Source organism: Gallaecimonas sp. GXIMD4217 (assembly GCF_038087665.1).
GTDB lineage: Bacteria > Pseudomonadota > Gammaproteobacteria > Enterobacterales > Gallaecimonadaceae > Gallaecimonas.
The window spans coordinates 1,311,193-1,337,816 of the sequence record NZ_CP149925.1; the positions used below are offsets into that span (position 1 = coordinate 1,311,193).

The 26,624-nt window shown below is 63.5% G+C and carries 24 protein-coding genes; 22 read left to right on the top strand and 2 right to left on the bottom strand.

Features of this window, described 5'->3' with window-relative positions; translation table 11 throughout:
- Nucleotides 1-11: 11 nt before the first annotated feature.
- The 18 genes from WDB71_RS06530 (at nt 12) to WDB71_RS06615 (ending at nt 17,449) form a co-directional block, all read left to right on the top strand.
- The gene (locus WDB71_RS06530) at nt 12-641 is read left to right on the top strand and encodes a LuxR C-terminal-related transcriptional regulator (protein ID WP_341503835.1); all 630 of its coding nucleotides are present in this window, start codon (nt 12-14) and stop codon (nt 639-641) included.
- 98 nt (nt 642-739) lie between these two features.
- Complete coding sequence (locus WDB71_RS06535; protein WP_341503836.1) at nt 740-1,033, top strand: hypothetical protein; 294 nt, start codon at nt 740-742, stop codon at nt 1,031-1,033.
- A 278-nt stretch (nt 1,034-1,311) separates the two neighbouring features.
- Complete coding sequence (locus tag WDB71_RS06540) at nt 1,312-2,682, top strand: Tad domain-containing protein (RefSeq protein ID WP_341503837.1); 1,371 nt, start codon at nt 1,312-1,314, stop codon at nt 2,680-2,682.
- Nucleotides 2,679-3,560, top strand: coding sequence for a hypothetical protein (locus WDB71_RS06545; RefSeq protein WP_341503838.1), 882 nt, complete (start codon nt 2,679-2,681; stop codon nt 3,558-3,560). Before WDB71_RS06540 ends, WDB71_RS06545 begins: the two co-directional genes overlap by 4 nt.
- Before the next feature lie 2 nt (nt 3,561-3,562).
- Nucleotides 3,563-4,222, top strand: coding sequence for a hypothetical protein (locus WDB71_RS06550; RefSeq protein ID WP_341503839.1), 660 nt, complete (start codon nt 3,563-3,565; stop codon nt 4,220-4,222).
- A gap of 3 nt (nt 4,223-4,225) precedes the next feature.
- A complete protein-coding gene (locus WDB71_RS06555; protein ID WP_341503840.1) occupies nt 4,226-4,414 on the top strand; it encodes a hypothetical protein in 189 nt (62 codons plus the stop codon).
- Between the two features lie 48 nt (nt 4,415-4,462).
- Nucleotides 4,463-5,371 carry a Flp pilus assembly protein CpaB gene (gene cpaB, locus WDB71_RS06560; RefSeq protein WP_341503841.1) on the top strand — a complete coding sequence of 303 codons (909 nt, stop codon included), beginning with the start codon at nt 4,463-4,465 and terminating at the stop codon, nt 5,369-5,371.
- Nucleotides 5,372-5,395: 24 nt separating this feature from the next.
- Complete coding sequence (locus WDB71_RS06565; RefSeq protein WP_341503842.1) at nt 5,396-6,709, top strand: pilus assembly protein N-terminal domain-containing protein; 1,314 nt, start codon at nt 5,396-5,398, stop codon at nt 6,707-6,709.
- Nucleotides 6,710-6,721: 12 nt separating this feature from the next.
- A complete protein-coding gene (locus tag WDB71_RS06570; RefSeq protein ID WP_341503843.1) occupies nt 6,722-8,419 on the top strand; it encodes an ATPase, T2SS/T4P/T4SS family in 1,698 nt (565 codons plus the stop codon).
- On the top strand, nt 8,412-9,263 hold the full coding sequence (locus tag WDB71_RS06575) for a type II secretion system F family protein (protein WP_341503844.1): 852 nt from the start codon (nt 8,412-8,414) through the stop codon (nt 9,261-9,263). The genes WDB71_RS06570 and WDB71_RS06575 overlap by 8 nt, the downstream gene beginning before the upstream one ends.
- Before the next feature lie 10 nt (nt 9,264-9,273).
- The gene (locus WDB71_RS06580; RefSeq protein ID WP_341503845.1) at nt 9,274-10,137 is read left to right on the top strand and encodes a type II secretion system F family protein; all 864 of its coding nucleotides are present in this window, start codon (nt 9,274-9,276) and stop codon (nt 10,135-10,137) included.
- 2 nt (nt 10,138-10,139) lie between these two features.
- Nucleotides 10,140-10,487, top strand: coding sequence for a DUF192 domain-containing protein (locus tag WDB71_RS06585; RefSeq protein ID WP_341503846.1), 348 nt, complete (start codon nt 10,140-10,142; stop codon nt 10,485-10,487).
- Nucleotides 10,484-10,963, top strand: a complete 480-nt coding sequence (locus WDB71_RS06590; RefSeq protein WP_341503847.1) for a tetratricopeptide repeat protein — start codon at nt 10,484-10,486, stop codon at nt 10,961-10,963. Before WDB71_RS06585 ends, WDB71_RS06590 begins: the two co-directional genes overlap by 4 nt.
- A complete protein-coding gene (locus WDB71_RS06595) occupies nt 10,960-11,646 on the top strand; it encodes a TadE family protein (protein ID WP_341503848.1) in 687 nt (228 codons plus the stop codon). Before WDB71_RS06590 ends, WDB71_RS06595 begins: the two co-directional genes overlap by 4 nt.
- Before the next feature lie 66 nt (nt 11,647-11,712).
- Nucleotides 11,713-15,657 (top strand): IPT/TIG domain-containing protein, encoded by a 3,945-nt coding sequence (locus WDB71_RS06600; RefSeq protein WP_341503849.1) that lies wholly within the window; start codon nt 11,713-11,715, stop codon nt 15,655-15,657.
- A gap of 56 nt (nt 15,658-15,713) precedes the next feature.
- A complete protein-coding gene (locus tag WDB71_RS06605; RefSeq protein ID WP_341503850.1) occupies nt 15,714-16,139 on the top strand; it encodes a hypothetical protein in 426 nt (141 codons plus the stop codon).
- A gap of 246 nt (nt 16,140-16,385) precedes the next feature.
- Nucleotides 16,386-16,952 (top strand): hypothetical protein, encoded by a 567-nt coding sequence (locus WDB71_RS06610; RefSeq protein WP_341503851.1) that lies wholly within the window; start codon nt 16,386-16,388, stop codon nt 16,950-16,952.
- A complete protein-coding gene (locus tag WDB71_RS06615; RefSeq protein WP_341503852.1) occupies nt 16,949-17,449 on the top strand; it encodes a hypothetical protein in 501 nt (166 codons plus the stop codon). The genes WDB71_RS06610 and WDB71_RS06615 overlap by 4 nt, the downstream gene beginning before the upstream one ends.
- 59 nt (nt 17,450-17,508) lie before the next feature.
- Here the strand turns inward: WDB71_RS06615 and WDB71_RS06620 are convergent, their stop codons facing one another.
- Complete coding sequence (locus WDB71_RS06620; RefSeq protein WP_341503853.1) at nt 17,509-18,789, bottom strand: hypothetical protein; 1,281 nt, start codon at nt 18,787-18,789, stop codon at nt 17,509-17,511.
- A 333-nt stretch (nt 18,790-19,122) separates the two neighbouring features.
- Nucleotides 19,123-19,761 (bottom strand): NAD-dependent dehydratase, encoded by a 639-nt coding sequence (locus WDB71_RS06625; RefSeq protein WP_341503854.1) that lies wholly within the window; start codon nt 19,759-19,761, stop codon nt 19,123-19,125.
- A gap of 121 nt (nt 19,762-19,882) precedes the next feature.
- Between WDB71_RS06625 and WDB71_RS06630 the strand changes: the two genes are divergently transcribed.
- From WDB71_RS06630 to WDB71_RS06645, 4 genes are all read left to right on the top strand, one after another.
- Nucleotides 19,883-21,496, top strand: coding sequence for a diguanylate cyclase (locus WDB71_RS06630; protein WP_341503855.1), 1,614 nt, complete (start codon nt 19,883-19,885; stop codon nt 21,494-21,496).
- A gap of 92 nt (nt 21,497-21,588) precedes the next feature.
- A complete protein-coding gene (locus tag WDB71_RS06635) occupies nt 21,589-22,275 on the top strand; it encodes a DUF3581 family protein (protein WP_341503856.1) in 687 nt (228 codons plus the stop codon).
- Nucleotides 22,276-22,470: 195 nt separating this feature from the next.
- On the top strand, nt 22,471-25,554 hold the full coding sequence (locus WDB71_RS06640; protein WP_341503857.1) for an efflux RND transporter permease subunit: 3,084 nt from the start codon (nt 22,471-22,473) through the stop codon (nt 25,552-25,554).
- Nucleotides 25,547-26,572 (top strand): efflux RND transporter periplasmic adaptor subunit, encoded by a 1,026-nt coding sequence (locus WDB71_RS06645; RefSeq protein ID WP_341503858.1) that lies wholly within the window; start codon nt 25,547-25,549, stop codon nt 26,570-26,572. The genes WDB71_RS06640 and WDB71_RS06645 overlap by 8 nt, the downstream gene beginning before the upstream one ends.
- The last annotated feature ends 52 nt before the right edge of the window (nt 26,573-26,624 follow it).

A 26,624-nucleotide genomic window follows, 5' to 3' on the forward strand; every position in this document is an offset into this window, starting at 1 on the left:
TAGAGGTTAATATGGGCAAGGGAGAGCTCATCTGGGTTTCATCGTCCGATGAACGTCATGCCGCCGTGGAGACGGTGGCCTCCATGCTCGGCCTGAAGACGGGCCGCCACCTTCGCCAATGGCAACCAGAGCTTGTCACGCCGCGCCCGGGAAGGAAACTGGTCGTGATCCACCAGATGAAGGATGTCAGGGAGTCGCTGTCGATCCTACCCCTGGGCGAGGCGGATGTCTGCCACCTGGCCATGACGCCGAACGTCAGCATGGAAGAGGAGGTGCTGCTGCTGCTGGGTGGCTTCAATGGTGTCCTGTTACGGGAGGCCGAGCCGGAAGACATCATCAGGGCGTTCAGGCGCGTGCTGGCCGATAACCTGGCCTTTTCCGGTATTGCCCTGTCCCACTACATATTGCGCCACGCCCGCAATACGGTGAGCGAAGCCAAGATGAAGATCATGCTCAGCACCACCAGAAAGGAGCAGGAGGTGCTCGCGCTGGTGTGCCAGGGGCTGTCCAATGACGAGGTGGCCGAACAGCTCAGTGTTTCCATCAACACCGTCAAAATGCACCTGCAGAATATCTACAAGAAAACCAACCTGAAGGGGCGGCGCCAGTTATTGGCAGCCTATGCCGGAATTCAGGTATAGGTTGGCACCGGCAAAATTATCCTTAAGGATAATTGAATGGACTCATCAAACCTCCGACCATATCTATCGGATAGTTAACAAACATGGAGAGTACCCACATGCAAATCAAACGCAAACAGCTTGGTCAGGGCATGACCGAATACATCATCATCGTTGCCCTGATCGCCGTTGCCGCCATCGGTGTTTACAGCTTCTTCGGCAAGTCCATCCGCAATCAGGTTGCCGGCCTGGCCACCGAAATCTCCGGTCAGGACGCCAGCACCCAGATCAAGGCTTCCCAAGACGCTGCTGCCGATGGCACCGATGTCGCCGACGAGAACTACAACCTGAGCAACTACAACGAGGGTGCCAACAGCGGCGCCAACGGTGGCTCCGGCGGCAGCCAGGACTAAATAAAAAAGGGGAGTGGCCGCCCGGCCACTCCTTCCCCTTTTGCTGATAAAGGCAGGTAAAGGCAAGGGCAGCGTCATCATGGTGTAACCATGGGCGATTAACGTCATCTGCCCTGCAGCAATGCCTTTTATCATTTCAAAAGTGCACCCGGATTTAAAACATTGCGCCACACCGGGCCATATTCCCTGCCTGGTATTGATAACGGGTTTAGCAGCATAGAAAGGGCGCAAAAAACGGATTTTGGTAATTGCCGATACCCGCCAGGGAGATTTTCAGGATGAAACGTCAAACAGGCCAAGCCATGGTGCTGTCGCTGGTGTTTATGGTGTTGGTGGCCATGGCCGCCCTGTTCGCCTTCAATGCCGCGCAGCTCAGCAACAACAGTACCCGACTGCAGAACACGGCCGATAACACCGCCTTTTCGGTGGCGGCCATTGCCGCCCGGGACCTCAATTTCAAGGCCTATACCAACAGGGCCATGGTGGCCAACCAGGTGGCGGTGGCGCAGATGGTCGGTCTGTCCTCCTGGTTTCGCATGATCAAGGAATACGCGGAGACGGTAGACACCCTGACGCGCTGGATCCCCTATGTCGGCCCGGTCATCTCCGCCATCGCCAATGTCATAGACGGCATCAACACCGTGGCCCAGCGGGTGCTGCCGGTGCTGGTCGGTTTCGAAAGCGTGGTGCTCAAGGCGCTCAGCGGTGCCCAGTCGGTCATGCATTATGCGGGCTTCGGCGCCGCCCTCACCACGGCCGGCAAGATAGTCAAGCAGAACGACCCCAATGCCCAGCTGGATCTGATGCAGAACCCCATGCTGGGGATGGCCGCCAAGGAGCTCTGGCTGGATTTCCAAGGCAGCTACGACCGCTACAACGCCAAGGCGCCGTACCACGACAAGTTGGATGTGATCGCCGACTCCCGCGATCCCTTCACCAGCAAGCGCAGCTACCGGGTCGGCTTCATGGAGCTCAACCTGGGCCTGTTCAAGTTCAAGACCTACAAGGCCGGCGGCAGCAACCTCAGGACCAATGGCGACGACATGGAAACCTGGACCGCCATGGACACCATCAGTACCCACTTTGCCAAGTGGCGCTGCAAGTGGAGCGGTTGCGGCTGGAAGCGCTGGGAAGTGCCCTGGGGCTACGCCAGCACCAAGGGCAATGACGAGGTCGACATCCGCAGGCTCAGGGACAGGCAGTGGTGGGGCCGCAGCCGAGGGACCAACCCCAAGGCCTCCAACTGGGCCGACAGCAGCCCCTACGAAATCGACATGCGCGCCTATACCGGCGTCGAGTCCTCCTACCTGCGCTCGGGCCGGCAGGGGCTGTCGGCCATCGACACCTTCAAGGTGGTCGTGTCCAAGCCCCAGGCCAATGTGCGCACCAGCAAGCAGGTACAGCTGGGCCGGGGCCGGCTGGATATCGCCGAGGGCGAAAACATGCTGGCGTCGAGGATGAGCGCCCTGGCCGCGGCCGAGGCCTATTACTCTCGCCCCTCCGATCTCAGTGCCTGGGTGCGCCGGGACGGCAAGGGCGAATACGGCAACCTCTACAACCCCTTCTGGCAGCCGCGCCTGGCCGATACCACCTCCAGGGAACGCGCCATCGCCTATGCCAATACCAGGGCGCTCAGGAGGGGATCATGAACAGACAGAAGGGACAGGCGCTGGTCGAGTCCGTGGTGGCCATGGCCTTCGTAACAGTGCCGCTGACGCTGCTGTTGCCGCTGCTGAGCAAGACCGCCGATATTCAGCACCGCACCCAGCAGGCTTCCAGGTATACCGCCTGGGAGCGCACCGTCTGGCTGCAGCGCCGGCCTTCGGACATGCCCGGCGGCCGCGGCTATTTTTATGCATCGCGCAGCGAACAGGACATTGCCAGGCAGCTGCCCTGGCGCATCTTCCAGCAGGCCGGACAGCCGTTGTCCACCAGCCAGCCCGAAAGATGGTCCTGGCAGGACAAGCTGTACCCAAGCCTCAAGCACCTGGTCAAGCAGGGCAGCAGCCTGACGCCGCTGCTGGCGGCCAACAGCGACGACACCGAGGACAACGACGAACTGGGCCGATTCAGCCGTGCCCAGAGCAGGGGAGGGCTGCCCGGCAGCCTGGGCGGCCTGACGGAAAAGGCCGTCGATCTGCTCAGCCTGACCAAGTTCAAGCTGGACACCAGGGAATACTACCGGACCCAGGTCAACACCAGGATGGAACCCCTGTACCTCAACCCCTTCACCGGCAAGGAGGCCGAGGGCTACCCCGTCGTGAACCTGACCTTCTCCGGCCAAAACGCCCTGCTGGCCCAGGGCTGGAACGCCGGCGGCCCCAAGCACCTGCAGAACAGGGTCAAGCGCCTGGTGCCCACCACCTGGCTCGATACCGGCTTTATCAGGACAGCCCAGAACACCCTGGGCCTGCTGCCGGTGGCCAAGGAACTCAGGACCAGCAGCCTCAAGCTGGGGCATGTGGATGTGGAGGCCCTGCCCAGCCACCACCTCTGTACCTACGGCACGGCCAATTGCGGGGGATGAAGATGAAAGCGTGGATATGTGTTTTTGCCCTGTTGAGCACGGCCGCCCAGGCCTGGCCCAGCATCGACTTCCCCGACGGGGCCCGGGTGGAAGTGGCCGCCGAGGACACCAGCTACAACGGTTTTCCCATGCGCACCTGGGTGATGCATGACCGCCAGAGCCAGATGATGACGGCGGCCTTCTTCCGCAAGCAATGGAAGGCCGACAGCGAGCTGTTCGACGAGCAGATGTTCCAGGGCGACTACATCATCAACAGCCTGCAGCCGCCCTACCTGCTCACCGCCCGCATCGCCAATACCGGCTCCGGGGTCACCGCCTATGTGGGCATCACCCAGTCGCTGGAGGAACACCAGCTCAAGACACCCGGAGACCAGTTCCCCATGCCGGCCCAGACCCGGGTACTGACCGACCAAGTGTCCACCGATCTCTACAAGCAGGGACGCACCCTGGTGCTCAGCAGCGACGGCAGCGTCAGCAGCCTGTTCAACTTCTACCAGAGCCACTATCGGCGCCGGGGCTGGGTAGACAACGGCTCGCTGCTGGATCCGGCTGCCGGCAAGGGGGCCCTGCTGATGAGCCGGGACCAGAAGGAACTCAACATCAGCATTGAACGCCGCCAGGGCAAGAGCTACCTGGTGGTCAATTCGGTATCCAGGGGGTAGGGAATGCACAAGGCCAAAGGACAATCCTCGACCGAGTACCTGGTGATCTGCGCCGCCCTGACCGCGGCGCTGCTGACGCCCATAGGCCAGGAAAACCCGCGCAACGTGCTGCAGTGGTGCGCCGACGAGCTGAAGGAGGCCTATGCCGCCTACGCCAACCAGCAGTCCCTTACCCAATTGCCGGTGCTCTGACAGCAGCCCGGGACTTCGATTCTGAACCTATAACAAGGCAGTAACACAATGACATGGAAGGATAAAATCGACTTCAACTGGATCCTGCTGGTGATCGCCATCGGCCTGGGCGCCACCGCGGCCTGGGCCACCAAGAACTACTTCGTGGTCAAGGAGCAGGAGCTCAGGGACGCGCTGTCCAAGGACAACGTGGTCATGGCCGACGTGGTGGTGGCGACCCAGAACCTGGAAAAGGGGGACATCATCTCCCAGGCCAACATGTCGGTGCGGCAGGTGCCTGCCGACGTGCTGCCCCTGGATGCCGTGCACCCGCGCCGCTTCTCGGAGGTGGCCGGCCAGATGCTGCTCAAGCCCATGGCGCCGGGGCGGCCCCTGCTCAACTCCTACCTGCCCGGCCATGGCGTGGAACAGTTCTCCGATATCCTCGGGGAAGGGCGCCGCGCCGTGACCATCAGCATCGACGAGAACAATTCCACCGCCGGCATGCTGGTGCCGGCGGATCACATCGATATCTTCCTGCTCCACAGCGAAAGGGTCGACGACAAGAAAAAGCGCAAGGCCCTCAGCCTGCTGCTTGAAGACGTGGTGGTGCTGGCCACGGGCCAGCGCACCCTGGAGGACAACCCCGAGCTGGCCACCGAACTCTATGGCGATCCCACCGCCTACAGCACCGTCACCCTGGATCTGAGCGTCAAGGATGCGGCCCGGGTGATGCTGGCCAAGGAGAAGGGCAAGTTCGTGGCCATGCTGCGAAACCGCGAGGAATCCCAACCCCTGGCGGTGACCAACCTCCACGAGGGACAGCTCTTTGCCGACACCGAGGACAACGCCAAGGTGGCCGTCGAGGTCATCGTCGGCGGCCGCGGCGTCACCGTCAAGCAGCAGAGCTACGAGCTGCCCAAGCCCGATCCCGACTTCACCCAGCTGAGCCAGCTCCCCCAAGACCAAGTGCAGTAACCAACAATGGACAGAACGATAAACATGAAAAGGATTTTTGCCTTCCTTTGGCTGGCGCTGGCGGGCTGCCTGCTGTCGCCTTCTTCCCAGGCCCACTACAACAAGGAGCTCCAGCTCTATGTGGGCGCCGTCGAACTCTACAAGGCCGCCGACGTCCAGCGGGTGGTGATCGGCAACGAAAGCGTGGTCAGCGCCAAGGTGCTGGACGACAAGCACGTGGTCTTCATCGGCGGCGAGGTCGGCGCCGCCGACGTGCAGCTGTGGCGCAAGGACGGCAAGGTCGTCAAGCTGTCGGTGGTGGTGGCGCCCAAGAACGATCACCGCACCATCGCCAAGGTCAGGAAGCTGCTGTCCCCCTTCAAGGGCCTGAGCGTACGGGAAGAGGACGGCATGGTGGTGGTCGAAGGCGATGTCGATATCGAGCACAAGAAGCAGCTCAAGACCATCTTCGAGCAGACCCAGGATCTGGTGTCCCTGGTCCGGTACCGCGACTACGGCAAGGGCGAGGAGCCCATGGTGCGCATGGACGTCAAGATCGTCGAGATCAGCAAGTCCAACCTCAGGAACATCGGCGTGCGCTGGGGCGATGCCATGGACGGGCCCGCCTTCGGCTATGCCAAGGCCTTCAGCTCCAACCCGATCTTTTCCGTGGTCGGCGAAAGCCCGGTGGCGCAGGACATCGCCGGTGCCATCCAGGAGAGCATCGGCAACCTGGACAGCCGCGGCTGGAGCTACTTCGGCCTGGTTACCGGCATCAGCTCCCAGATCAACCTGATGGCGGAGCAGGGCGAGGCGCGCATGCTGGCCCAGCCCAACCTGGCCACCCGCTCCGGTGAAAGCGCCAGCTTCCTGGCCGGCGGCGAATTCCCCATCCCGGTCATCAATTCCGTGGGCGCCACCAGCGTCGAGTTCAAGGAATACGGCATCAAGCTGGACATTGAGCCCAACGTGGATGGCCAGGGCAACATCATTTCCCACGTCAAGGCCGAGGTCAGCTCCATAGACCCCTCCCTGGCCGTGGACGACATCCCCGCCATGTTGACCCGCCGCACCGAGTCGGTGATCAACGTCAAGGACAACGAGACCATGGTGATTTCCGGCCTGGTCAACAGCGAGATGTCCAAGACGGTCAGCAAGTTCCCCTTCCTGGGCGACATTCCCGTGCTGGGCGAGTTGTTCAAGTCCCGCGACTTCCGCGACAAGAAGACCGAGATGGTGATCTTCGTGACCCCGAAGATCGTCTACCCGGGCGAGCCCAGCCACGAGGAGCGCCTGGCCAAGGCCAGGGCGCTGGTCGACGAGTCCGACGAGCTGAAAGCCTTTTACATCCTGGACTGAGGAGGGAGCGCCATGTTCGATATCCAGGTTTCCACCTCCAAGGGCACCCAGGTCGGCCGTTTCCATTGCGTCCATCGCAGCTGCGAGATAGGCAAGGATCCCGGCAACCTGGTGGTGTTGCGGGGCTTCAAGATCTCCCGCAGCCATGCCCGGCTCCGGCTTGAGGACGACGGCATCCATATCCAGGATCTGGACAGCCGCAACGGCATCCGCGTCAACGACCAGAAGCATGCGGCCTTCGGCCCCCTCGGCAAGGACGACGTGGTGCAGATAGGCGACTACCGGCTCAAGGTGGAAGTGACCTACCAGGCGGAAGCCTCGCCCCTGCCCAGCGCCGAGGCCGCCGCCGTGCATCACCACCAGAGCGCACCGCCGCCGCAGGTGGCCGAGCCCGAACCGGAAAACGAACCGGATGCCGAGCAGCTGTCGCTGATCCGCGAGCGCAACGAGTGGCGCCGCAAGGTGCATCGTGAGCTGCTCAAGCAGATGGACCTGCGCCGGGTCAACGTCAACGAGATGAGCGACGAGGAGCTGCGCGGCCAGAGCGAGGGCCTGGTCAACCAGATCCTCGCCAGCATGGCGTTGCCGGACCATATCCAGCGCCAGGCCCTGATCAAGGAGGTGCTGGACGAAACCGTTGGCCTCGGCCCCCTGGAGGCGCTGATCGCCGATGCGGATGTCTCCGAGATCATGGTCAACTGCCACGACCAGATCTTCTTCGAGAAGAAGGGCCGGCTGCACCTGTCGGACGTGGCCTTTTCCGACGACCAGGCGGTGCTGGGCGCCATAGAGCGCATCGTCACCCCGATCGGCCGGCGCATCGACGAAAGCTCGCCCATGGTGGACGCCCGCCTCAAGGACGGCTCCCGGGTCAACGCGGTGATCCCGCCGTTGGCCCTGAAGGGGCCCTGCATCACTATCCGTAAGTTCATGCAGAACCGCCTCGGCAGCCAGGATCTGGTCAACTTCGGCTCCATGAGCCCGGCCATGGCCGACTTCCTGGAGGTGGCGGTCAAGCACAAGCGCAACATCGTCATCTCCGGCGGTACCGGCTCGGGCAAGACCACCCTGCTCAACGTGCTGTCCAACTTCATTCCCGAGAACGAGCGCATCGTCACGGTGGAAGACGCCGCCGAACTGCGCCTGGGCCAGCCCAACCTGGTGTCCCTGGAGGCCAGGCCTCCCAACCAGGAGGGCAAGGGCGCCGTGGAGATCCGCGATCTGGTCAAGAACTGCCTGAGGATGCGCCCGGACCGGGTGGTGGTGGGCGAGTGCCGGGGCGGCGAGGCCCTGGACATGCTCCAGGCCATGAACACCGGCCATGACGGCTCCCTGACCACGGCCCACGCCAACTCGCCCCGGGACTGCGTGTCCCGTCTCGAGGTGATGGTGATGATGTCCGGCATGGATCTGCCGGTGCAGGCCATTCGCGAGCAGATCGCCTCTGCGGTGCAGCTGATCGTCCAGCAGAGCCGCTTCTCCGACGGCTCGCGCCGGGTCACCAGCATCAGCGAGGTGACCGGCATCGAGGGCGCCACGGTGCAGCTGTCGGAGATCTTCCGCTTCCAGCAGACCGGCATAGACCCGGACGGCCGGGTGACGGGCTACTTCACCGCCACCGGCACCCTGCCGGAATTCTACGAGAAGCTCCGTGACCGCGGCCTGCAGGTCAAGCTGGACATCTTCACCCCGGAGCAGCCCCATGACTAGCCTGACCCTGGCCATGGCGCTGGCCTTCCTGTCGGTGACCCTGCTGATCTGGGCCGGCAAGCACGTGGGCAGCCAGCTGGCGGCCCGCTACAAGGAAACCTTCACCAGCTCGGCCCGCACCAACCTGGCCGACATGTTCCTGTTCATCGAGCCCCAGCAGCTGTTCTGGCTCAACGTGGCCACCATCCTGGTGGTGCCGGTGCTGTTTCGGCTGCTGGCCGGCTCCTGGGTACTGGGCATCATTGCCAGCATCGTGCTGGCGGTGCTGCCGCGCTTCGCCTACCGCTTCCTGCACGCCAAGCGCCGCCGCAGGTTCGTGGAGCAGTTGCCGGATGCGCTGAACATGATCGCCTCCTCCATGGCCTCGGGGGCCAATGCCGGCACCGCCATCGAGTACATGGCCGCCGAGATGGACGCGCCCATCAGCCAGGAGTTTTCCCTGTTCCTGCGTGAGCAGCGCCTGGGGGTGGAGTTCAACCAGGCCCTAAACAACATGCTCAAGCGCATCCCTGAGGATGAATTCCAGCTGGTGGTGGCGGGCATGCAGATCTCCCGCGACGTGGGCGGCAACCTGGCCGAGATCCTGGCCAGGCTGTCCGACACCCTGCGCAAGAAGCTGGAGATGGAAGGCAAGATCCGCTCCCTGACCGCCCAAGGCAAGATGCAGGGGGTGGTGATGACCGGCCTGCCGGTGTTCATCGGCGTGGCGCTCTACCACATGGAGCCCCAGGCCATGGGCCGCATCGTCAGCGAACCCATCGGCTGGGGCGTAATAGCCCTGGCCAGCCTGCTGCTGATCACCGGTTATGTCTTCATCAAGAAGATTGTCACCATAGACGTCTGAGGGGAGTGCCATGGAGACCATTATCATTGCCTTCGCCGCCTGTGCCATGACCTTCGGCTTCCTCAGCTCGGCGCGGATCTACCGCCGGGTGCCACAGGACAACAGGGAGTTCATGGATCCGCTGCCGCCGGGGTTGAAGCTGATCTGGCCCCTGGTGCGCCTGGTGGCCTTCTACTGGGGCGAGCGGCTGTCGGTGGACTACCTGGAGGGGGTCAGCAAGCGGCTGCAGGTATCCGGCCTGTCCTACCTCATCAACGCCGAGCAGTACTTCGCCATCCGGGTGCTCAGCGCCCTCTTTGCGCTGCTGCTAATGGCGGCGGTGGGCGCCATGCTGGACGATATCAACCCGCGCAATCTGGTCATCGCCCTGGTGCTGGGCTATTTCCTGCCGACCCTGACCCTGACCGACCTGCGCAAGAAGCGCCAGGGCAAGATCGTCAAGGACTTGCCCGTGTACCTGGACTACCTGACCATGTCCATCGAAGCCGGCCTGAACATGTCCGGCGCCCTGGCCCAGGCGGTGGAGCGCGGCCCGGACGGCCCCTTGAAGATCGAGCTGGAGAAGGTGCTCAGGGACATGCGGGCCGGCATGTCCCGCTCCCAGTCCTTTCGCAACATGGCCGAGCGGGTGCAGGTGACGGAAGTGAACAGTCTGGTCAGCGCCCTGGCCCAGGCCGAGCGCTCCGGTGCCAGCCTGGGCCAGACCCTGCGCATCCAGGCCGACCAGCGCCGGGTGGAGCGTTTCCAGCGCGCCGAGAAGAAGGCCCTGGAGGCGCCGGTGAAGCTGGTGTTCCCGCTGGTTACCTTCATCTTCCCGGTGACCTTCCTCATCCTGGCGTTCCCCATCGTCATGAAATTCATGTACGAGCTGTGACCATGGAGCTGGGACGAGTCTTCAGAAACGGCGAGCCGCTCTGGCGGCAGGTATGGCGGGCGGACCGGCCCTGGACCCGGGCCAGGGGCCTGCTGGGCCGGCCCAGGCTGGAGGAGGGGCAGGGCATGCTGATCCTGCCCTGCAACTCGGTGCACAGCTGGTGGATGGGCTACCCGCTGGATCTGGTGTACCTGGACGGCGGCGGCAGGGTGGTCAAGCTGGTCGAGGGCCTCAAGCCCTGGCGCTTCAGTGCCTGTCGCCAGGCCAGGGCGGTGCTGGAGCTGGCGCCGGGCGCCATCGGCAAACACGCATTGCAAGTAGGAGACGAATTGTCATGGAAAAATGGATGAGATGGGCCGCCGTGCTGCTGGCGCTGGGGCTGAGCGCCTGTGCCGGCACGCCCCGGATCCCGCTGGACGAAGAAAAAACGCCGGTGCTGCAGATCCAGGCCCGGGCCGAGCGCGCCTACAAGATGGCGCGCCTCGACGACGCCGAGGCCCTCTACATGCAGGTGGTCCAGGCCGTACCGGACTACGCGCCGGGCTGGTTCCGCCTGGGCAACATCTATACCCGCACCGGCCGCAACGACGCGGCCATCCAGGCCTACCAGCGCTGCATCAAACTGGAGCCGGACAACCAGAAGGCCTGGTTCAACCTGGGCCTGGTGCGCATCAAGCAGTCCACCGAGGTGCTGGAGACGGCGACCCGCATGGGCAATGAAGATACGCCGACGGCGCGCCATATCGAGGCCCTGCTCGATGCCCTCTACGAGCTGCAGCGCCAGGACAAGGCCGGCAGCAGCGACAGCGAGGCCGGCCTGCAATGACGAAGAAGCTCAGGCGCCGTCAGTTGGGGCAGAGCATGGTGGAGTTCAACCTGGCGCTGCCCTTCCTGGTGCCGGTGATCCTGGTCAGCGTGATGCTGCTGATCCAGTGGGGGCTGATCTACCGGACCCAGGTCACCCTCAATGCCGCCGCCATCAAGGCGGTGCGCCAGGGCACCCTGCACCATGGCAGTGTCAACGAAATGAACAATGGCCTGGCCCATGGCATGAGCCCGCTCTTTGCCAGGGGCACGGATCTGAGCGACTCCATCTCGGCCGTGCTGCAGGCCCGGGCCGCCGTGGCCCTGCAGGGGCGCATCAAGGTGCTGAACCCGGATAAGGCGGTGTTCGACAGGTTCAAGAAGCGGATCCGCCACGACGGCCGGGACCTTTGGGAGATCCCCAACAACAACCTGATGTACCGGGATCCCAACCTGCTCAGCATCGACAAAAACCGCACCCTCAACATTCAGGACGCCAACCTGCTGCAGATCGAGGTGGACTGGTGCGAGCCGCTGATCGTGCCCGTGGCCAACAGGGTCATGGAGGGGATCCTGACCTCGCTCTGGTACCGGCCTAGTGCCGCCCAGTTGCGCTGCAACGCCCTGGGGACGGTCGGCGGCAATCCCTATATCGCCATCAAGGCCCAGGCCCTGATGCGCATGCAGACCCCCTTCAGGATGTAGTGATTAACAGCTTGGTGGCCATGAAAGGCCCGAAAAATGGACTTTTTGAGGAATAAGGAAAACAACATGAACGCGTACAGGAAGAATTGGGCGACCCTGTTTGTCCTGCTCGCCCTTGGCCTGCAGGGCTGTAACGGCGAGCTGACCGCCGACGAGCAGCAACCCGACACGACCATCCCGGACGGTGGCGGCGACGATGGCGACGATGGTGGCGATACCGGCGGCGACGATGGTGGCGATACCGGAGGCGACGATGGGGGTGACGGCAATGATGGCGGCGACGGCGACAAGCCGGACCCCAGCACCGGCACCTGGGAAAACAAGGACGAAGACGGTGATGGCGTGCCGGACGAAGAGGACGATTATCCCTTCGACCCCAAGAAATCCAGCTACCCGCTGTTCAACGACATCGAGCCCAACGACAACCCCAGCGTGGCCGTGGTCACCGGCAGCTCGCCGGGCTTCAGGGTGTCCGGCACCATCATCGACGATGCCGATAATGGCGATCTGTACCAGTTCAAGGCCACCAGGGGGCAGGTGCTGACCGCGCTGCTGCGTACCCGGGCGGCGGACTTTGAACCCCAGGTCTACATTTCCAATGCCGACGGCGAAGCCCTGGATCTGGGCGTCATCACCGAGCGGGGTGAAACCAATCCCCTGGCCATCAGCGTCGATATCCCGGCCGATGGCCTCTACAACCTGTCCATCATCGACAGGCAGTCCAAGGGCCGAGCCGATTTCACCTATGAAGTGGTGATCTTCGAGGACGTCGACGTCGATGGTGTCAGTGATCAACTGGAGCTGGCCATCGGGCTGATGCCGGACAACCAGGATTCCGACGGCGACGGCGTCCAGGACCTGTACGAAGTGCTTGGCCTGGAGGCGGGTTACGGCCTGGACTTCGACGGCGACGGGGTGCCCAACATCCTGGATCTGGACAGCGACAACGACGGCTTGAGCGACCGGGTGGAGGGCGGCTCGGACATCGATGGCGATGGCCTGGGCAACCTCCTTGATCTGGACAGCGACGGCAACAGCATTGATGACGCCGTCGAGGCCGGCGACAACCCGGATTATCCCGTCAACGCCGATTACGACGGGCTCCCGGACTTCATGGATCTGGACGACGATGACGATGGCCTGCTGGATACCTGGGACCAGGAGCGCTTGGTCAGGGTCGAGCCGGCCGACTGGGAAAACGGCGGCATCCAGATCACCTACGCGGCCGGCCTGTACGACAAGGGCCATGTGCTTGGCCACTACCGCATCGGCGACAGGCTGCTGCTCAGTGGCCAGAGCCTGGATCAGGCTCGCACCGACATCACTGTGGTGCTGCGCGGGCAGGGCATCACCACCAACCTCTACCCGGATAGGGTGACCCTGGAAGGGATCGAGTTCCAGATGCCGGAGGCGGCCTACGACGAGCTGTTCATCGTCGTGAACAACAAGAGCAGCAACAGCTATCCGCTGTCACTCAAGCCCAAGGGCACGCCCATCCTGATCAGCGAAAGCCTGCTGCTGGTGCAACCGGGTGATGAACTGCGCTTGCAGGGGGAAGGCTTTACCGAGGATGCCAAGGTGATCTTTGGCGGCATCGGCCAGGTACCCAGCCTGGTGACACCCACCGAGATCACCGTCAGGGTCCCGGATGACGTGACCGCGGGCGATCTCTATGTGAGCAGCGAAGCCGGCGTCAGCAACAAGGTCCGCTTCGACACGCCGACCCAGGTCAGTATTGCCGTCGGCAGCGATTTCTCAGGCGATCTCTATGTTGCCGACAGCCTCTTTGGTACCGATGCCGTCCCTTACCGGACCGGCCTGGTGATGGAGCTGTTCTCCCTGGGCGGTGAAGGCCTGCACCTGTTCGAGAGGGTGGATGGCGAGCTGAACCGTATCGCCAGCGCCTTCAAGTTTGTCGACCAGCACAGCGTCACCTTCAGCCACCAGGCCAGCGCCGATTACGACTACATCATCGCCAACGACCTGGAGAGCCTGACCCTGGCCGAGTGGGAGGCCTTGGAGCGCAACCAGCCGGCCCGAGCCCTGCACCAACCCTCGGCCCTGGCGCCCCGGCCGGCCTCGGGAGGCGGCAGCCAGCTCAACCCCACGGTCACCGACTACCTGGACAGCTATTTCGACCTCACCGTCGAGGCCACCGACTATTTCGAGAACCTGCCCGGCAGCCCCACCAACAACTGTGCCAGCACCGACTGGCGGGATCTGTTCGGTTACGACGGCTGCGTGGAGGTTCAAAACAGGACCAAGCTGTTCCTCAGCACCCGGGTCTACCAGGTGGACGAGCAGGGCAACCTGGACATGTCCCTGGACAAGCTGAACAAGCCGGCCCGGGACCACATCACCAACCCCTGGGACACCAACATCGCCGCGGCCAACGACAATACCTTCCTGGGCATCGAGTTCTGGGCGACCGACAAGCTCTATGATCTCAAGGAGTGCCTCTACAAGCCCTGCCTCTACCAGGTGCTGACCCCAGGGGTCAACGACACCGTCGGGCCCAGCCCCTTTGCGCTGAACGGCAGCCAGCTGTATGACATCAATGCCAACAAGGCCAAGCGCTACCTGGTGATCCGCACCGTCATCGACCAGATAGTGCTGCGTTTCTACGGCTTCATCTTCGACCAGATCGGCGCGGACAATGTCACGGTGCAGCAGTACGTGGCGGTATCCAAGGCCATCTACAGCTACCTCCCCAAGTTGACGGAGGAGGTCGACAAGCTGATGGTCAAGGACAACCTGACCCAGGACGACTTCTACAACTTCGGCAAGGAAGTCTTGAAGGAGCTGTACAACAACGAGATGGTGCCGATCTTCTCGCCGCCCAAGCCCGACTTCGGCCCCCTGACCAAGGCGATCCTCAAGACCCTGAACATCGATGCCCAGCATATCGTCCAGAAGCTGGCGCAAAAGGCCGCCGAGAAGTGGCTGCCCGGCTACGGCCAGCTCAAGGCCGCCTATGAACTGGCCCAGGTAGCCGACCTGCTGGTCGACATGGGCAAGGCGGTCGCCGACTTCGTGGTCGTACCCACCAAGGCGGACTTCATCGTCACCTGGGGCCTGAAGATCGTCGACATCAAGCCCAGGGTCGTCGCCAAGGACGGCACCGGCAAGACCATCGAGATCTACGGCGTCGGCTTCCTGCCGGTGGAAGGCTGGATCTGGGACGATCTGCCAGAGTTCCAATTTATCGATACCGCCAACAGCTCGCACAGCACCAAGCTCAAGCCGGAAGCGGTGAACGAGCAGGGTAATATCGCCACTATCAACCTGCCGGCCGACTTTATCGAGCAGGCCCAGGGCCCCATCAGCATCACTGTCTATCACGAGGATCAGGAGGCGACGTCGCCTTATGATCTGCTCATCGGCCAGGGTGTACAGATAAGCCAGCTGCTGCCCGACAAGGGTAAGCAGGGTGACACCATCACCATCAGCGGTATCGGCTTCAGCCAGCTGCCGAGCCAGAACATCGTGACCTTTGCCGGCAACGGCGGCCGTGTCACCGCCAAGGTGATCAAGGCCAGCAAGGAAGAGCTGCAGGTGGTGGTACCCAAGGGCGCCCGCACCGGCGACGTCCTGGTCCAGGTCGGTGACGATGTCAGCAACCCTGCCACCTTCACCGTGCCCTATATCGTCAGCATCATCTATGGCGACAACGGCAACCTGCTGGACGACGTCTACAAGCTCAAGGTGGACGACCAGGTGATCAGGGACAACGGCACCCCGGTACGCAAGCTGGGGCCCATCGAACTGGCACTGACCGAGGGGGAGCACAAGGTCGAGATCATCGGCATCAAGGCCGACGACGGCATCGGTACCTACTACATCGACTTTGCCGGCGATGTGGTGTCGGTGTCGGGCGACGCCCTGGAAGGGCGCGATCTGACCCCCAACGTGGTCAAGACCTTCCACATCAATGTGGGCAGCAGTGCGAACCCGGTCAAATCCGCCGCTAGGCGTTACCTGGAAAACCTGCAGCCTGAAGCCATTGAGTAGCCATCCGGGATCCCGCTAGCCTGGGAAGGCTGGCGGGACGAATTTATGGAGGAATCATGAAAAAACAGCTAATTGGAGCCGCCCTGGTGGCTTTTGGCGGCCTGGCCGCTCCCGCGGCCCAGGCCGGTTCTGATCAGGAGCTGGTGCAGATCTGCGAGAAGGTTTTCGCCGCCATCCAGAGCGGGGACCAGAGCCAAATCATCCCCTATTTCCCGGAGCAGCTTTATCAGCAGGCCCCACAAAGGCATGCCAGGTCGTTCCAGAAAAAGGTCGACAAGATGAAAAAGCGCAACGGTTTCAGCCACAGCTATCGGGAAGTGAGGGACATGGACACGCCGCCCAAGTTCCTGAGCGACCTGGGGGCCAGCCAGTACAAGCTGGTGGACTTCGATGCCGTGGACGGCGACGGCCAGAAATACCTTGCCAACTGCGGCTTCGCCTTCATCGACGGCCACTGGAAGCTGGTCAGAACGCCCTTTTAAGAGACAGTCGCCGAGAATAAGAGCCGGCCGTCAGGCCGGTTTTTTTACATCGGGTGGGGCAGGGGCGAGACGCTCTGCCATGGCAAGTGTGGATGCCGTCCCGGGCCAGGTTGCTGGTAAGCTGTGGCGACGAGTTGGTAAGCGAATGGAGGCGAAAACATGATGGACGACGCCGGCTTAAGGCGGGAGACAATGGGCTGGATCCGGCTCCACGAAGGCCGGGTTCGCCTTAGGACCAAGTGCGCCATGGCCACGACGATATTCGGGCTTATCTGCCTGCTGCCCTTGGGCGCCTCCTTGTTGATGGCGGTAGTGGCGCAGGGCGGTGAACGTTTCTTTTACGCCAGCTGCGCCGGGCTGCTGGCGCTGCTGGCGGGCATCTGCCTTGGCATGACCGAGTATCTGGAGCTTGGGCCCAACGGCAGGGTGACCCGGATACGACGCTTACTGGGAAGGCGCAGCAGCAAGGTGCTGGCCCGTAAGGAGGCGGCCCGCCTGCTGCTCAGCCCCTTCCCCCAGGCCCGCAACCATTACCAGCTGAGCCTGCTCGGCCAGCATTACCCCTTGGGCGGCCTGGCCAAGGCCCTGGCCATCACCCGCTTCGTCGCCCACAAGGGCGGCCTCGAGGTAGACGAGCAGATCAGCGCCTGGCCGGAAACCCGGCCCCTGTCCCCCGACGTTAAGCCTCCTGCCGGTGCCGACGTCGTCGAAACCCGTCTCTGGTCCCCGGGCGCGGTGTTGCGCATGCTGCTGCCGCTGCTGGTGTTCCTGGGGCTGGGTACTGTGCTGTCGCTGCTGGGGGCCAGGCCATGAAGATCGTCAACAAGGGCCGGCAGCGGTTTGAACTGTGCCAGGGCAGCCTGGTGGCGCGGCTTTTCCTGAAGGTCGTCGGCCTCTTCCTGGCCGCCTTGGTGGCCGGGTTCGGCTGGTTCATGCTGGAAGGACGCCATGGCGGGCTGGGGCTTGGTGAGCGGGCCGCCCAGGTGCTCAGCTGGAGTCTTGGCGCCACCCTTTGCTGGCACCTGCTGTTTGCCGCCAGGCGCCGTTATTTCGACCTGGGAAACGGCGAGTACCTGGACAGGGTAGGCGCCCTGTATCCTATTGCCGAGCGGCGCATTCCCCTGGCGAGCATCGCCGCCGTCAGCGTCATGCCCAAGCCCCTGCAAAGCCGGAGCTGGCAACTGGTGCTGGTGGTGGGCCAGGACAACCTGGTGCTGGAGTACGGGCTGGATCCCGAGCGGCTGGCGACCCTGGGTAGGGAGCTGGCGGCGCTTATCGACAGGCCCCTGGTCAGGGAAAGCAGCGTCTGAGCTAAGCGCCATGACGAAAAACGGAGCCCTACGGCTCCGTTTTTTTCGTTACGAGACCCTCATTGGCCTTTGGCGTAGGCTTCCAGGTAGCTGTGGTAGTCGGACGTGTAGCTTTGCAGGGTCAGGGGCTGGCCGTCATGGCTCCTCATGACGCCGTCGAAGGCTTCCTGGAAGAGGACGCTGGAGTGGTACTCATGGCTCTGAAGGGGGATGGGCAACTTGCCCAAATTCTTCAGCATTCTGCCCATGGCCTCGTTGGGGGTGCCCTTTGTCAGGTACTCATAGGCCAGCCCGAAATATCGGTGAGCCTCTTCAAAGGTCTGGAAATGGGCGGGGACCTGGATGATGGATTTGACGGAGACGGGATCCCGTTCGGCCTGCGCCGACAGCGGGGCGATTTCCTGGCCACCGATGTACATCGCCTGGCCTTCAAGGAACCAGTAATCCGAGTTGAAGTCCTGGCGGCCCGACAGATTGCCCTGCAGGTAATGAACCAGCTGGTGCCTCACCATGGCGTCGACTGCCTGGTCTTGGCCTTCTTCAACCATCCGGGAGGTAGGCGTCAGATCGATACCGGCGACGCCGCCGGTACCATGGGCAATCTCGTTGACATTGCCGCGATGCAGGCACACGAACATCTTGTCGGGCAGCTGTTCCGGGATCAAGTCCAGCAGCGACTGCTTGGCTTCTTCATCCAGCTCGTCGTTGCTGGCCCTTTCACGCAGGATGTCCTCGAACGTTTGGATAACAACCAGCTTGTCGGTACGGCTGAGGCTGTTGTAGAAGGCCCTGGCGTAGGCATAGATGGTATCGAGGTCCTGCAGTCCCAAATCATCGGGAATGTCCACGTCCGAGGCGACAGCGGTCATCTCCGGGACCAGCCATTTTCCCTGTTCATCGAAATTGCTCGAGTCCCAAAGCCAGGGCAGCAGGGCCAGGTGATAATCGGCGCCAGTGGTGGCATGGCGATGGTTGGAAATGTCGCTGTGCTTGAGGCCAAGGGCGGCCAATACCTGAGGTGTTTGTGTTTCGATTTGTTCTACGGCGTAGTAGAAGTCGTCATCGGGGAGGTCCGAGGCGCCGTAGATCAGCAGCTCATCGGTTTCCAGATAATGCCATTCCTCGGTGCTATCACAGGCTGATTGGGGACCCTCGTCCTCTTTCGGGAAATACAAACCCGTTTCCCGGGCATCCTTGAAGGTACCGACCACCTTGGGGCCGCCGTCGGGCTTGTCCGGCTGGCCGGGTTCGATACCGGGCTCGCCATCGTTTCCGCCGCTGCCGCCACAGGCCGACAGCATCAGGGAAAGCACCAGGGTGGAAAGCAGCGTTTTTTTCATAAACCACGTCCTTAATGGTTATTTTGGGAAGCCTTCGCGATGGTATTTAATTGCTTTTTGTTTTTCAAATGGCCATTTGTCGTGGTCAGCTTTTGTTTAAAAAGCCAGGGGCTTGATTGAATATCTGTTTTTTCTAAAGCGCTTTTCACTGAAGGGCGAATAACATCGGCTGTCGTGATGCTCCATCAATTCCCATGATGCTCTTGTCATAGAAGATGGATTTAAACCAGGGGATGGCCATTGGCGCCGGACACTCAAAGCGCTCGTGCCCGGCTTTTTATTGAATCGACAGCGAGAAGCCATGCCAGCCTTTATTTATTCCCCTCAAGCTGCTTAACGCAGCTGCAGCGTCTCGCTGCAGAGCACCTTGATGCCTTTCTTGGGCCTGAGGGCCCACTCCAGCATGGCCCGGGCGACCAGCTTTGTCTTGATGGGGCGCCAGCGCCTGGGCAGCAAGGGGCCAAGCAGGCGGCATAGCGTCAACGCCAGTTCCTCGCCCAGGCGACGCTGGGCCCTGGGGCCGGCATCCAGCAGGGAAGGGCGCACCAGGCACAGGCAGGGAAAATCCAGCAGCTGCAGATCCCGCTCCGTTTCACCCTTTACCCTCAGGTAGAAGTTGGCGGCGCGGGCGTTGGCGCCCATGGAGGAGCAATAGGCCCAGGCCGGGGTGCCGTGCTCCCTGGCCAGCCTGGCCAGGGCCAGCACCAGATCGTGATCCACGGCCCTGAAGGCGGACTTGCCGCCGGCGGCTTTCAAGGTGGTGCCCAGGCAGCACAGGGCGGCGTCGGCCCGCCACCAGGTGGCGTCATCGGGCAGCTGACTGAAGTCCAGTACCGGATTGTGCAGCTTGGGATGGCTGGGCAAGGGGGTGCGGCTGAGGACCACCACCTTGTCCACACGGGCGTCGGCAAGGGCCAACGCCAGCAACTGCCGCCCCACGGCGCCCGTTGCCCCCAGCAAGAGTAAGGTCACATTCGCTCCTTGACGCTCCCCTCGTCACCGCCTTTCCCGCCAAGGGAAAAAGGCGGCTAACCTTAAAGATAAACTTGATATGTCCTCCCTGCCTGCTCCGTTTTTGGGGAACTGCCAACAGATGACGCGCCTTACCCGAGGCATGACACTGCTGATTGCCCTTACCCTGTTGCTGACAGCGCCCGCTGCCGCCCTGGAGCAGGTGACGCTGCAGCTGCGCTGGAAGCACCAGTTCCAATTTGCCGGTTATTACCTGGCCAAGGCCAAGGGCTACTACCGGGACGAGGGGCTGGAGGTCACCATCCTGGAGAACGGCCCGGGCCAGCCCGGCCCCCTGACCAAGGTGGTCAACAAGGAAGTGGAGTTCGGGATCACCGCTTCGGGCGTGGTGGTGGAGTACGCCAATGGCGCCCCCGTCGTGGTGCTGGCGGCCATTTTCCAGCACTCGCCGGTGACCTGGCTGGTGCGGGGCGACAGGGGTATCGAGTCCCTGCACGATCTGGCCGGTAAGCGGCTGATGACGCTGCTGCCGGTGATGGAAAGCGTCGAGCTGCTGGCGCCCTTCCTGGTGGAGGGCATGACCCTGGAGCAGCTGGAGCTGGTGCCCACCAGCTTTGATATCCAGGATCTCGTCGACGGACGGGTCGACGCCTTCAACGCCTATCTCAGCAACGAACCCTTCCTGCTCGAACGCCGGGGCATTCCCTTCAAGCTGATCCAGCCCAGGACCTACGGGGTGGATTTTTACGGCGACGTGCTCTTCACCCATGCCGAGCTTGCCCGCCGGAACCCGGAGCTGGTGCGGCGCTTTCGCCGGGCCAGCCTCAGGGGCTGGCGGGACACCATGGCCGACATCGAAGGCACCGCCGCCTTCATCCATGCGAACTACGCCACCGACAAGTCGCTGGAGCATCTCATCTTCGAGGGACGCCAGCTCAAGTCACTGGTGCTGGATGACATAGTGCCGATCGGCCACATGAATCCCGGCCGCTGGCGCCGCATCGCCGAGGTCAACGCCAGCCTGAAGCTGATGCCCGCCGATGTGGAGCTGGCGGGCTTCATTTACGACCCCAACCCGCAGCAGGATCTGTCCAACTATTACCTGGTGGCCGGCCTGCTCAGCCTGGCGTTGTTGATCAGCCTGTCGGTGATGACGGTCATTGCCACCCTCAATCGCCGACTGCGCCTGGAGATAGCCAAACGCCGGGCCAAGGAGTTGGAGCTGGAACGGCTGGCCCGCACCGATCCGCTCACCGATCTCATGAACAGGCGCGCCTTCCTGGAGGCCGGCGACAGGGAGTTCGCCCTGTCCCTGCGCCAGAAGCATCCGCTCAGCCTGATCATGGTGGACCTGGATCACTTCAAGGACATCAACGACAACCACGGTCATCCGGCCGGCGACAGGGTGCTGCAGCAGGTGGCGGATCTGCTCAGGGAGCATGTGCGGGAAAGCGATGCCTGCGGCCGGCTGGGGGGCGAGGAGTTTGCCCTGCTGCTGCCCGAAACCGCCTCGTCGGCGGCCCTGCACCTGGCCCAGCGGTTGCGCCAGGCCCTGGCCGAAACCCCCATGACCCTGGAGGACGGCCGCCAGCTCAAGGTGACCATGAGCCTGGGGGTGGTGGAGCGGCTGCCCGGGGAAAGGTGTTTCGGGGCCCTGCTGAGCCGGGCCGACAACCACCTCTACCGGGCCAAGGCGCTGGGGCGGGATCAGGTGGTCAGCACCGGCCCCTGCTAGCTGGCTGGACCATTGCACTACCTCGAATTGGGTAGACTAGCGCCAGTTAAAGTAGGGCTAAAGTTGCTAACTTCATGTTTCTTAATGATTTTGTGACCAGGAAGGGTGAATGTTTCACCTTTTCCCGCCGCCAGGCCAGCGATTTTGCCAAGCAGGTGGCAGACGATTTCAACCCCATCCACAACGAAGACGCCAAGCGCTTCTGCGTGCCCGGGGATCTGCTGTTTTCCTTCCTGCTCAGCCGGGTAGGCCTGCACCAGAAGATGCAGTGCACCTTCTCCGGCATGGTCGGTGGTGATCTGGCCCTGCGCCTGGACGAGGCCGAAAACGAGGTGCGGATCCTCGACGAGGCCGGCAAGGAATACCTGGATGTGCGCTTCGAAGGCGAGCGCAGCCAGGACATGGCCCTGATCGAGCACCTGGTGCGCCGCTATGTGCGTTTCTCCGGCCAGAACTTCCCCCATATCCTGGGGCCGCTGATGGAAAAGCACCAGGTGATGGTCAACCCGGCCCGGCCGCTGGTCATGTACCAGTCCATGGCGGTCAGCCTGGAGCGGCTGGATCTCAAGGCCCCGGAGGTCGTGCTGAGCGGCGCCGAGCTGGAGGTGGTCGGCAAGCGCGGTAATGTCACCCTCTACTTCAATTTCGTCGAAGACGATCTGGTGGTCGGCACCGGCGAGAAGCAGATGGTGCTGTCCGGACTGGTGCCCTTTGATCAGGCCGGCATGGACGGCATGGTCGCGCTCTATCACAGCCTCAAGGCCCAATATCAGGGCTGAAGAAGACGCCGGGCACCGCCCGGCGTTTTTTTGCGCAAGTTTTGACCTTCCTGGTTGTAAGCATCTGTTTCAGCCTGTAAAGGCGTGTAAAATGGCCGCCGTTTACCGTGGCTTTACTTCTCCTTAACCCGTTTCTCCTCGTCAGCGGGCCGGCAGGAGCCGATCATTGCCCCATTACCATCAGGGAAATACGTGATGAGCCCCACTCGTTCCGCCCTCAAGAGCCCGGCGGCCGCCATCGTCATGGCCGTGCTGCTGCTGCTGTTCGGCATCCTCTGCCTGCTGCGCCTGCCCATCCAGCTCACCCCGGATATCGAGCAGCCGCAGATCTCGGTCTTCACCGGCTGGCGCAGCGCCGCCCCCCAGGAGGTGGAGGCGGTGATCATCGAGCCCATAGAGAACGCCATCAAGAACACCAGGGGCGTCCAGAAGGTGGAAACCAATATCCAGCGCGGCTTCGGCAACATCACCCTGACCTTCGATGTCGGCACCGACATGACCCAGGCCATGCTGGACGTGATCAACAACCTCAACAAGGCGCCGCCGCTGCCCCTGGATGCCATGGAGCCCAACGTGGTGGCCGGCGGCGGCCAGGGCAATGCCGCCTCGCTGCTGGTGCGGCCGGTGCCCGGTAACGCGATCGCCGGCATCGACGCCTACCAGCAGTTGATCGAGGACGTGGTCTACCCCAGGCTCAGCCGGATCCAGGGGGTGGCCCAGGTCAACCTCAACTCCCAGCGGCCCACCGAGCTGAGGATCACCTTTGACCCTTACCGTACCGCCGCCCAGGGGCTGACCGTCGGCGACATCGCCGGGCGGATCAGCCGCGCCACCGACGTGTCCGGCGGCTTCGCCGACGTGGGCCGGCGCCAGTACACGGTGCGTTTCGCCGGCCAGGAGAGCCCCCAGTCGCTGCGGGACATGATCATCGGCTACAGCGGCGACAGGCCCATCTACCTGCGGGACGTGGCAAAGGTGGAAACCACCCTGGTGGACAGGCCGGGCTTCACCCTGCGTAACGGCGCCCCGGCCTATTACATCACCATAGGCCGCAACAACGACGCCAATACCGTACAGCTGCTGGACGACATCAACCTGGCCATCGCCGAGCTCAATGCCGGCCCCCTGGCCGAGGCCGGCCTGATGATCGACCTCAGCTTCGATGCCTCTGTGCATATCCGCAATGCCCTGGCCCTGGTCAAGGGCAACCTGGGGCTGGGCGTGGCCCTGGCCCTGGGGCTGTTGTGGCTGTTCATGCGCGGCTGGCGCGCCACCGCCATCATCGCCCTGAGCATACCGCTGTCCATCGCCGCGGCCCTGTTAGTGCTGAGCCTGCTGGAGCGCAGCCTGAACGTGATCTCCCTGGCCGGCCTGGCCTTTGCGGTGGGCCTGGTGCTGGATGCCGCCATCATAGTGCAGGAGAACATCATCCGCCTTAGGGGCGAGGGTATGGACGACCACAAGGCCGCCCTGCGCGGCGCCATGCAGGTGAGCGGGGCCCTGCTGGCGTCCACCGCCACCACGGTGGCCATCTTCCTGCCGATCCTGTTCATGGCCGGTGTCGAAGGCCAGCTGTTTTCCGATCTGGCTCTGACCCTGTCGGTGGCGGTGGTCAGCTCCCTGGTGGCGGCCATCACCGTCATTCCCCTGGCCAGCAAGTACTGGCTCAAGGGCCACAGCAGGCCGGATCCCTTCGGCCATTACTGGCAGCGCTTGACCGCCTTCATCATGGCCCTGACCGGCACCCAGGCCAGGCGCCTGGCCTGGATAGCCGGGCTGATGGCCGGCTCGGTGGCACTGACGGTGCTGCTGCTGCCGCGCACCGACTTCATGCCCAGGGCGCCGACCGATGGCTTCTTCTATGACTTCAGCCTGCCCCCGGGCGGCAATATCGCCTTTATCGAGCAGGAGCTGGCCGACCGGGTGGTGGAGCGCCTCGAGCCCTACTATCGGGGTGAAAAGGAGCCCGCCATCAAGAGCTACAACTTCTACACCTATGGCCCCGGCGCCAGCGGCGGCTTCATCTATTCGGCCGATCCGACCCGGGTCGAGGAGCTGATGGAGGTGGTGCAGAACGAGGTGTTCGTGGGCCTGCCCGACACCCAGGTGTTCATGTTTCGCGGCTCCATGATCAACGTCCGGGGCGGCAACGGCCGCTCCATCGACGTGGAGCTGCAGGGCCCGGATCTGGCCCGGCTGATGGCGGTGGCCAAGAGCGGCATCGCCGCCGTGCAGGAGCATATGCCCGGCACCAGTGCCCGGCCGGTGCCGGCCCTGGAAATGGCCGAGCCGGAGCTCAAGCTGCATCCCAACGACCGCCTGATCAGCCAGGCGGGCCTGAGCCGCGGCGAGCTGGCCAATGCCATACGTGCCTTCACCGGCGGCATGTTCATCTCCGAATACTTCGACGGCAATGAGCGCATGAACGTGATCCTGCGTGCCGACGCCTGGCGGAGCCCGGAGCAGCTGGCGGCCCTGCCGGTGTCCACGCCGCGGGCCGGGATCCAACCCCTGGGCGCCCTGGCCAGTATCGAGCAGACGGTGGGCCCGTCCCGGCTGCGCCGGGTGGGCGGCAAGCGTACCATCAGCCTGATCATCCGTCCGCCAGCCGAGATGTCCCTGGAGGAGAGCATCGAGCTGGTGGAGCGGCACGTGCTGCCGCCCATGCAGGCCCAGCTTGAGGGCGGCGAGAGCCTGCTGCTGAGCGGCAACGCCAACCAGATGCATTCCGCCATCAACGAGATGCTGCTCAACTTCGCCCTGGCCCTGCTGATCCTGCTGATGCTGATGACGGCCTTGTTCAAGTCGCTGCGCGACGCCCTGCTGGTACTGCTGGTGATGCCGCTGGCGGTGGCGGGCGGGGTGCTGGCGTTGGCGCTGCTCAATGTCTTTACCGTGCAGTCGCTGGATCTGCTGACCATGATCGGCTTCATCATCCTGCTGGGGCTGGTGGTCAACAACGCCATACTGCTGGTGGACCAGACCCGCTGTGCCGAGCGCCAGGGGCTGAGCCGCCGCCAGGCCGTGGCCCAGGCCATCCAGATCCGGGCCAGGCCGGTGTACATGAGCACCCTGACCAGCCTGTTCGGCATGTTGCCGCTGATGCTGGTGCCGGGCGTCGGTGCCGAGATCTACCGTGGCCTGGCCACCGTTATCGTTGGTGGCATGGCCGTCAGCGCCCTGTTCACCCTGATCCTGCTGCCGGCGGTGTTGCAGCTCGGCAGCCAGACCGAGCGGCTGACCTCCGCCGCCCTTAAGAAGGAGCCAGTCCATGCGTAACCTGGTTTTTTGCCTTGCCCTGCTCAGCGTCCCCGCCTGGGCCGAGCAGCCCCCCAGTCCGGTCCAGCTTGGCGAAAGCCGCCTCAGCCATGACGTGCCCACCCAGGACGTGGTCGGCACCGTCTACAGTGTCGACAACGCCGAGATCACCGCCGGCGTGGAAGGGCGCCTGGACTGGGTGGCGACACCCGGTACCCTGGTCGAGGCCGGCGCCGTCATCGCCCGTATCGACGATGCACCGCTGAGGCTGCAGCGGGCCGAACTGGCCGCCCAGCTGCGCCGGGCCAAGGTCCAGGCCGGCTTCGAGCTGCGCGAATACCAGCGCCTTCGCGATCTGCAGCAGACCCAGAGCATCTCCGCCGTGCAGCTGGATCAGGCCGATGCCCGCCAGCAGCTGGCCCAGGCCGACGCCGAGATCATTGCCGCCCGCCTGGCCCAGCTGGATGACCGGCTGGCCCGCACCCAGGTGCGCAGCCCCGTGGCCGGGGTTGTCAGCCGCCGCCTGCGCGAAGCCGGCTTCGACGTCAGCCGCAGCACGCCCCTGGTGCAGGTGCAGAACATCCACCAGCTGGAGGTGCGCGCCTTCGTGCCGGTGCAGTACCTGCACCATGTCAGGGCCGGCGAGGCGCTGGCGATCAGCGGCACGCGTCTCAGCGACCAGGCCCGGGTCAAGGCGGTGATCCCCGCCGCCGATCCCGGCAGCCAGACTGCCGAGCTGCGCCTGGCCCTGGCGCCGGACCAGCAGAGCTGGATCGCCGGCGAGCATGTGTCGGTCAAGGTGCCCATCCGCGCCGCCACCGCCGCCGTCACGGTGCCCCGTGATGCGGTGTTGATCCGCAGTGATGGCACCTATGTGGTGACGGTGGATAAGGACAACATCGCCCACCGCAAGGCGGTGACCCTGGGCCAGGGCCAGGGCGAGTGGGTGACGGTAGAGCAGGGCCTGGAAGCGGGTGAAAAGGTGGTGACCCGTGGCGCCGAGCGCCTCCAGGAGGGCCAGCCGGTCTCGACCGGCTGAACCCTGCCGCCACCGAGAAGCAGCGCCGGGCCCAGCCCGGCGTTTTCATTTG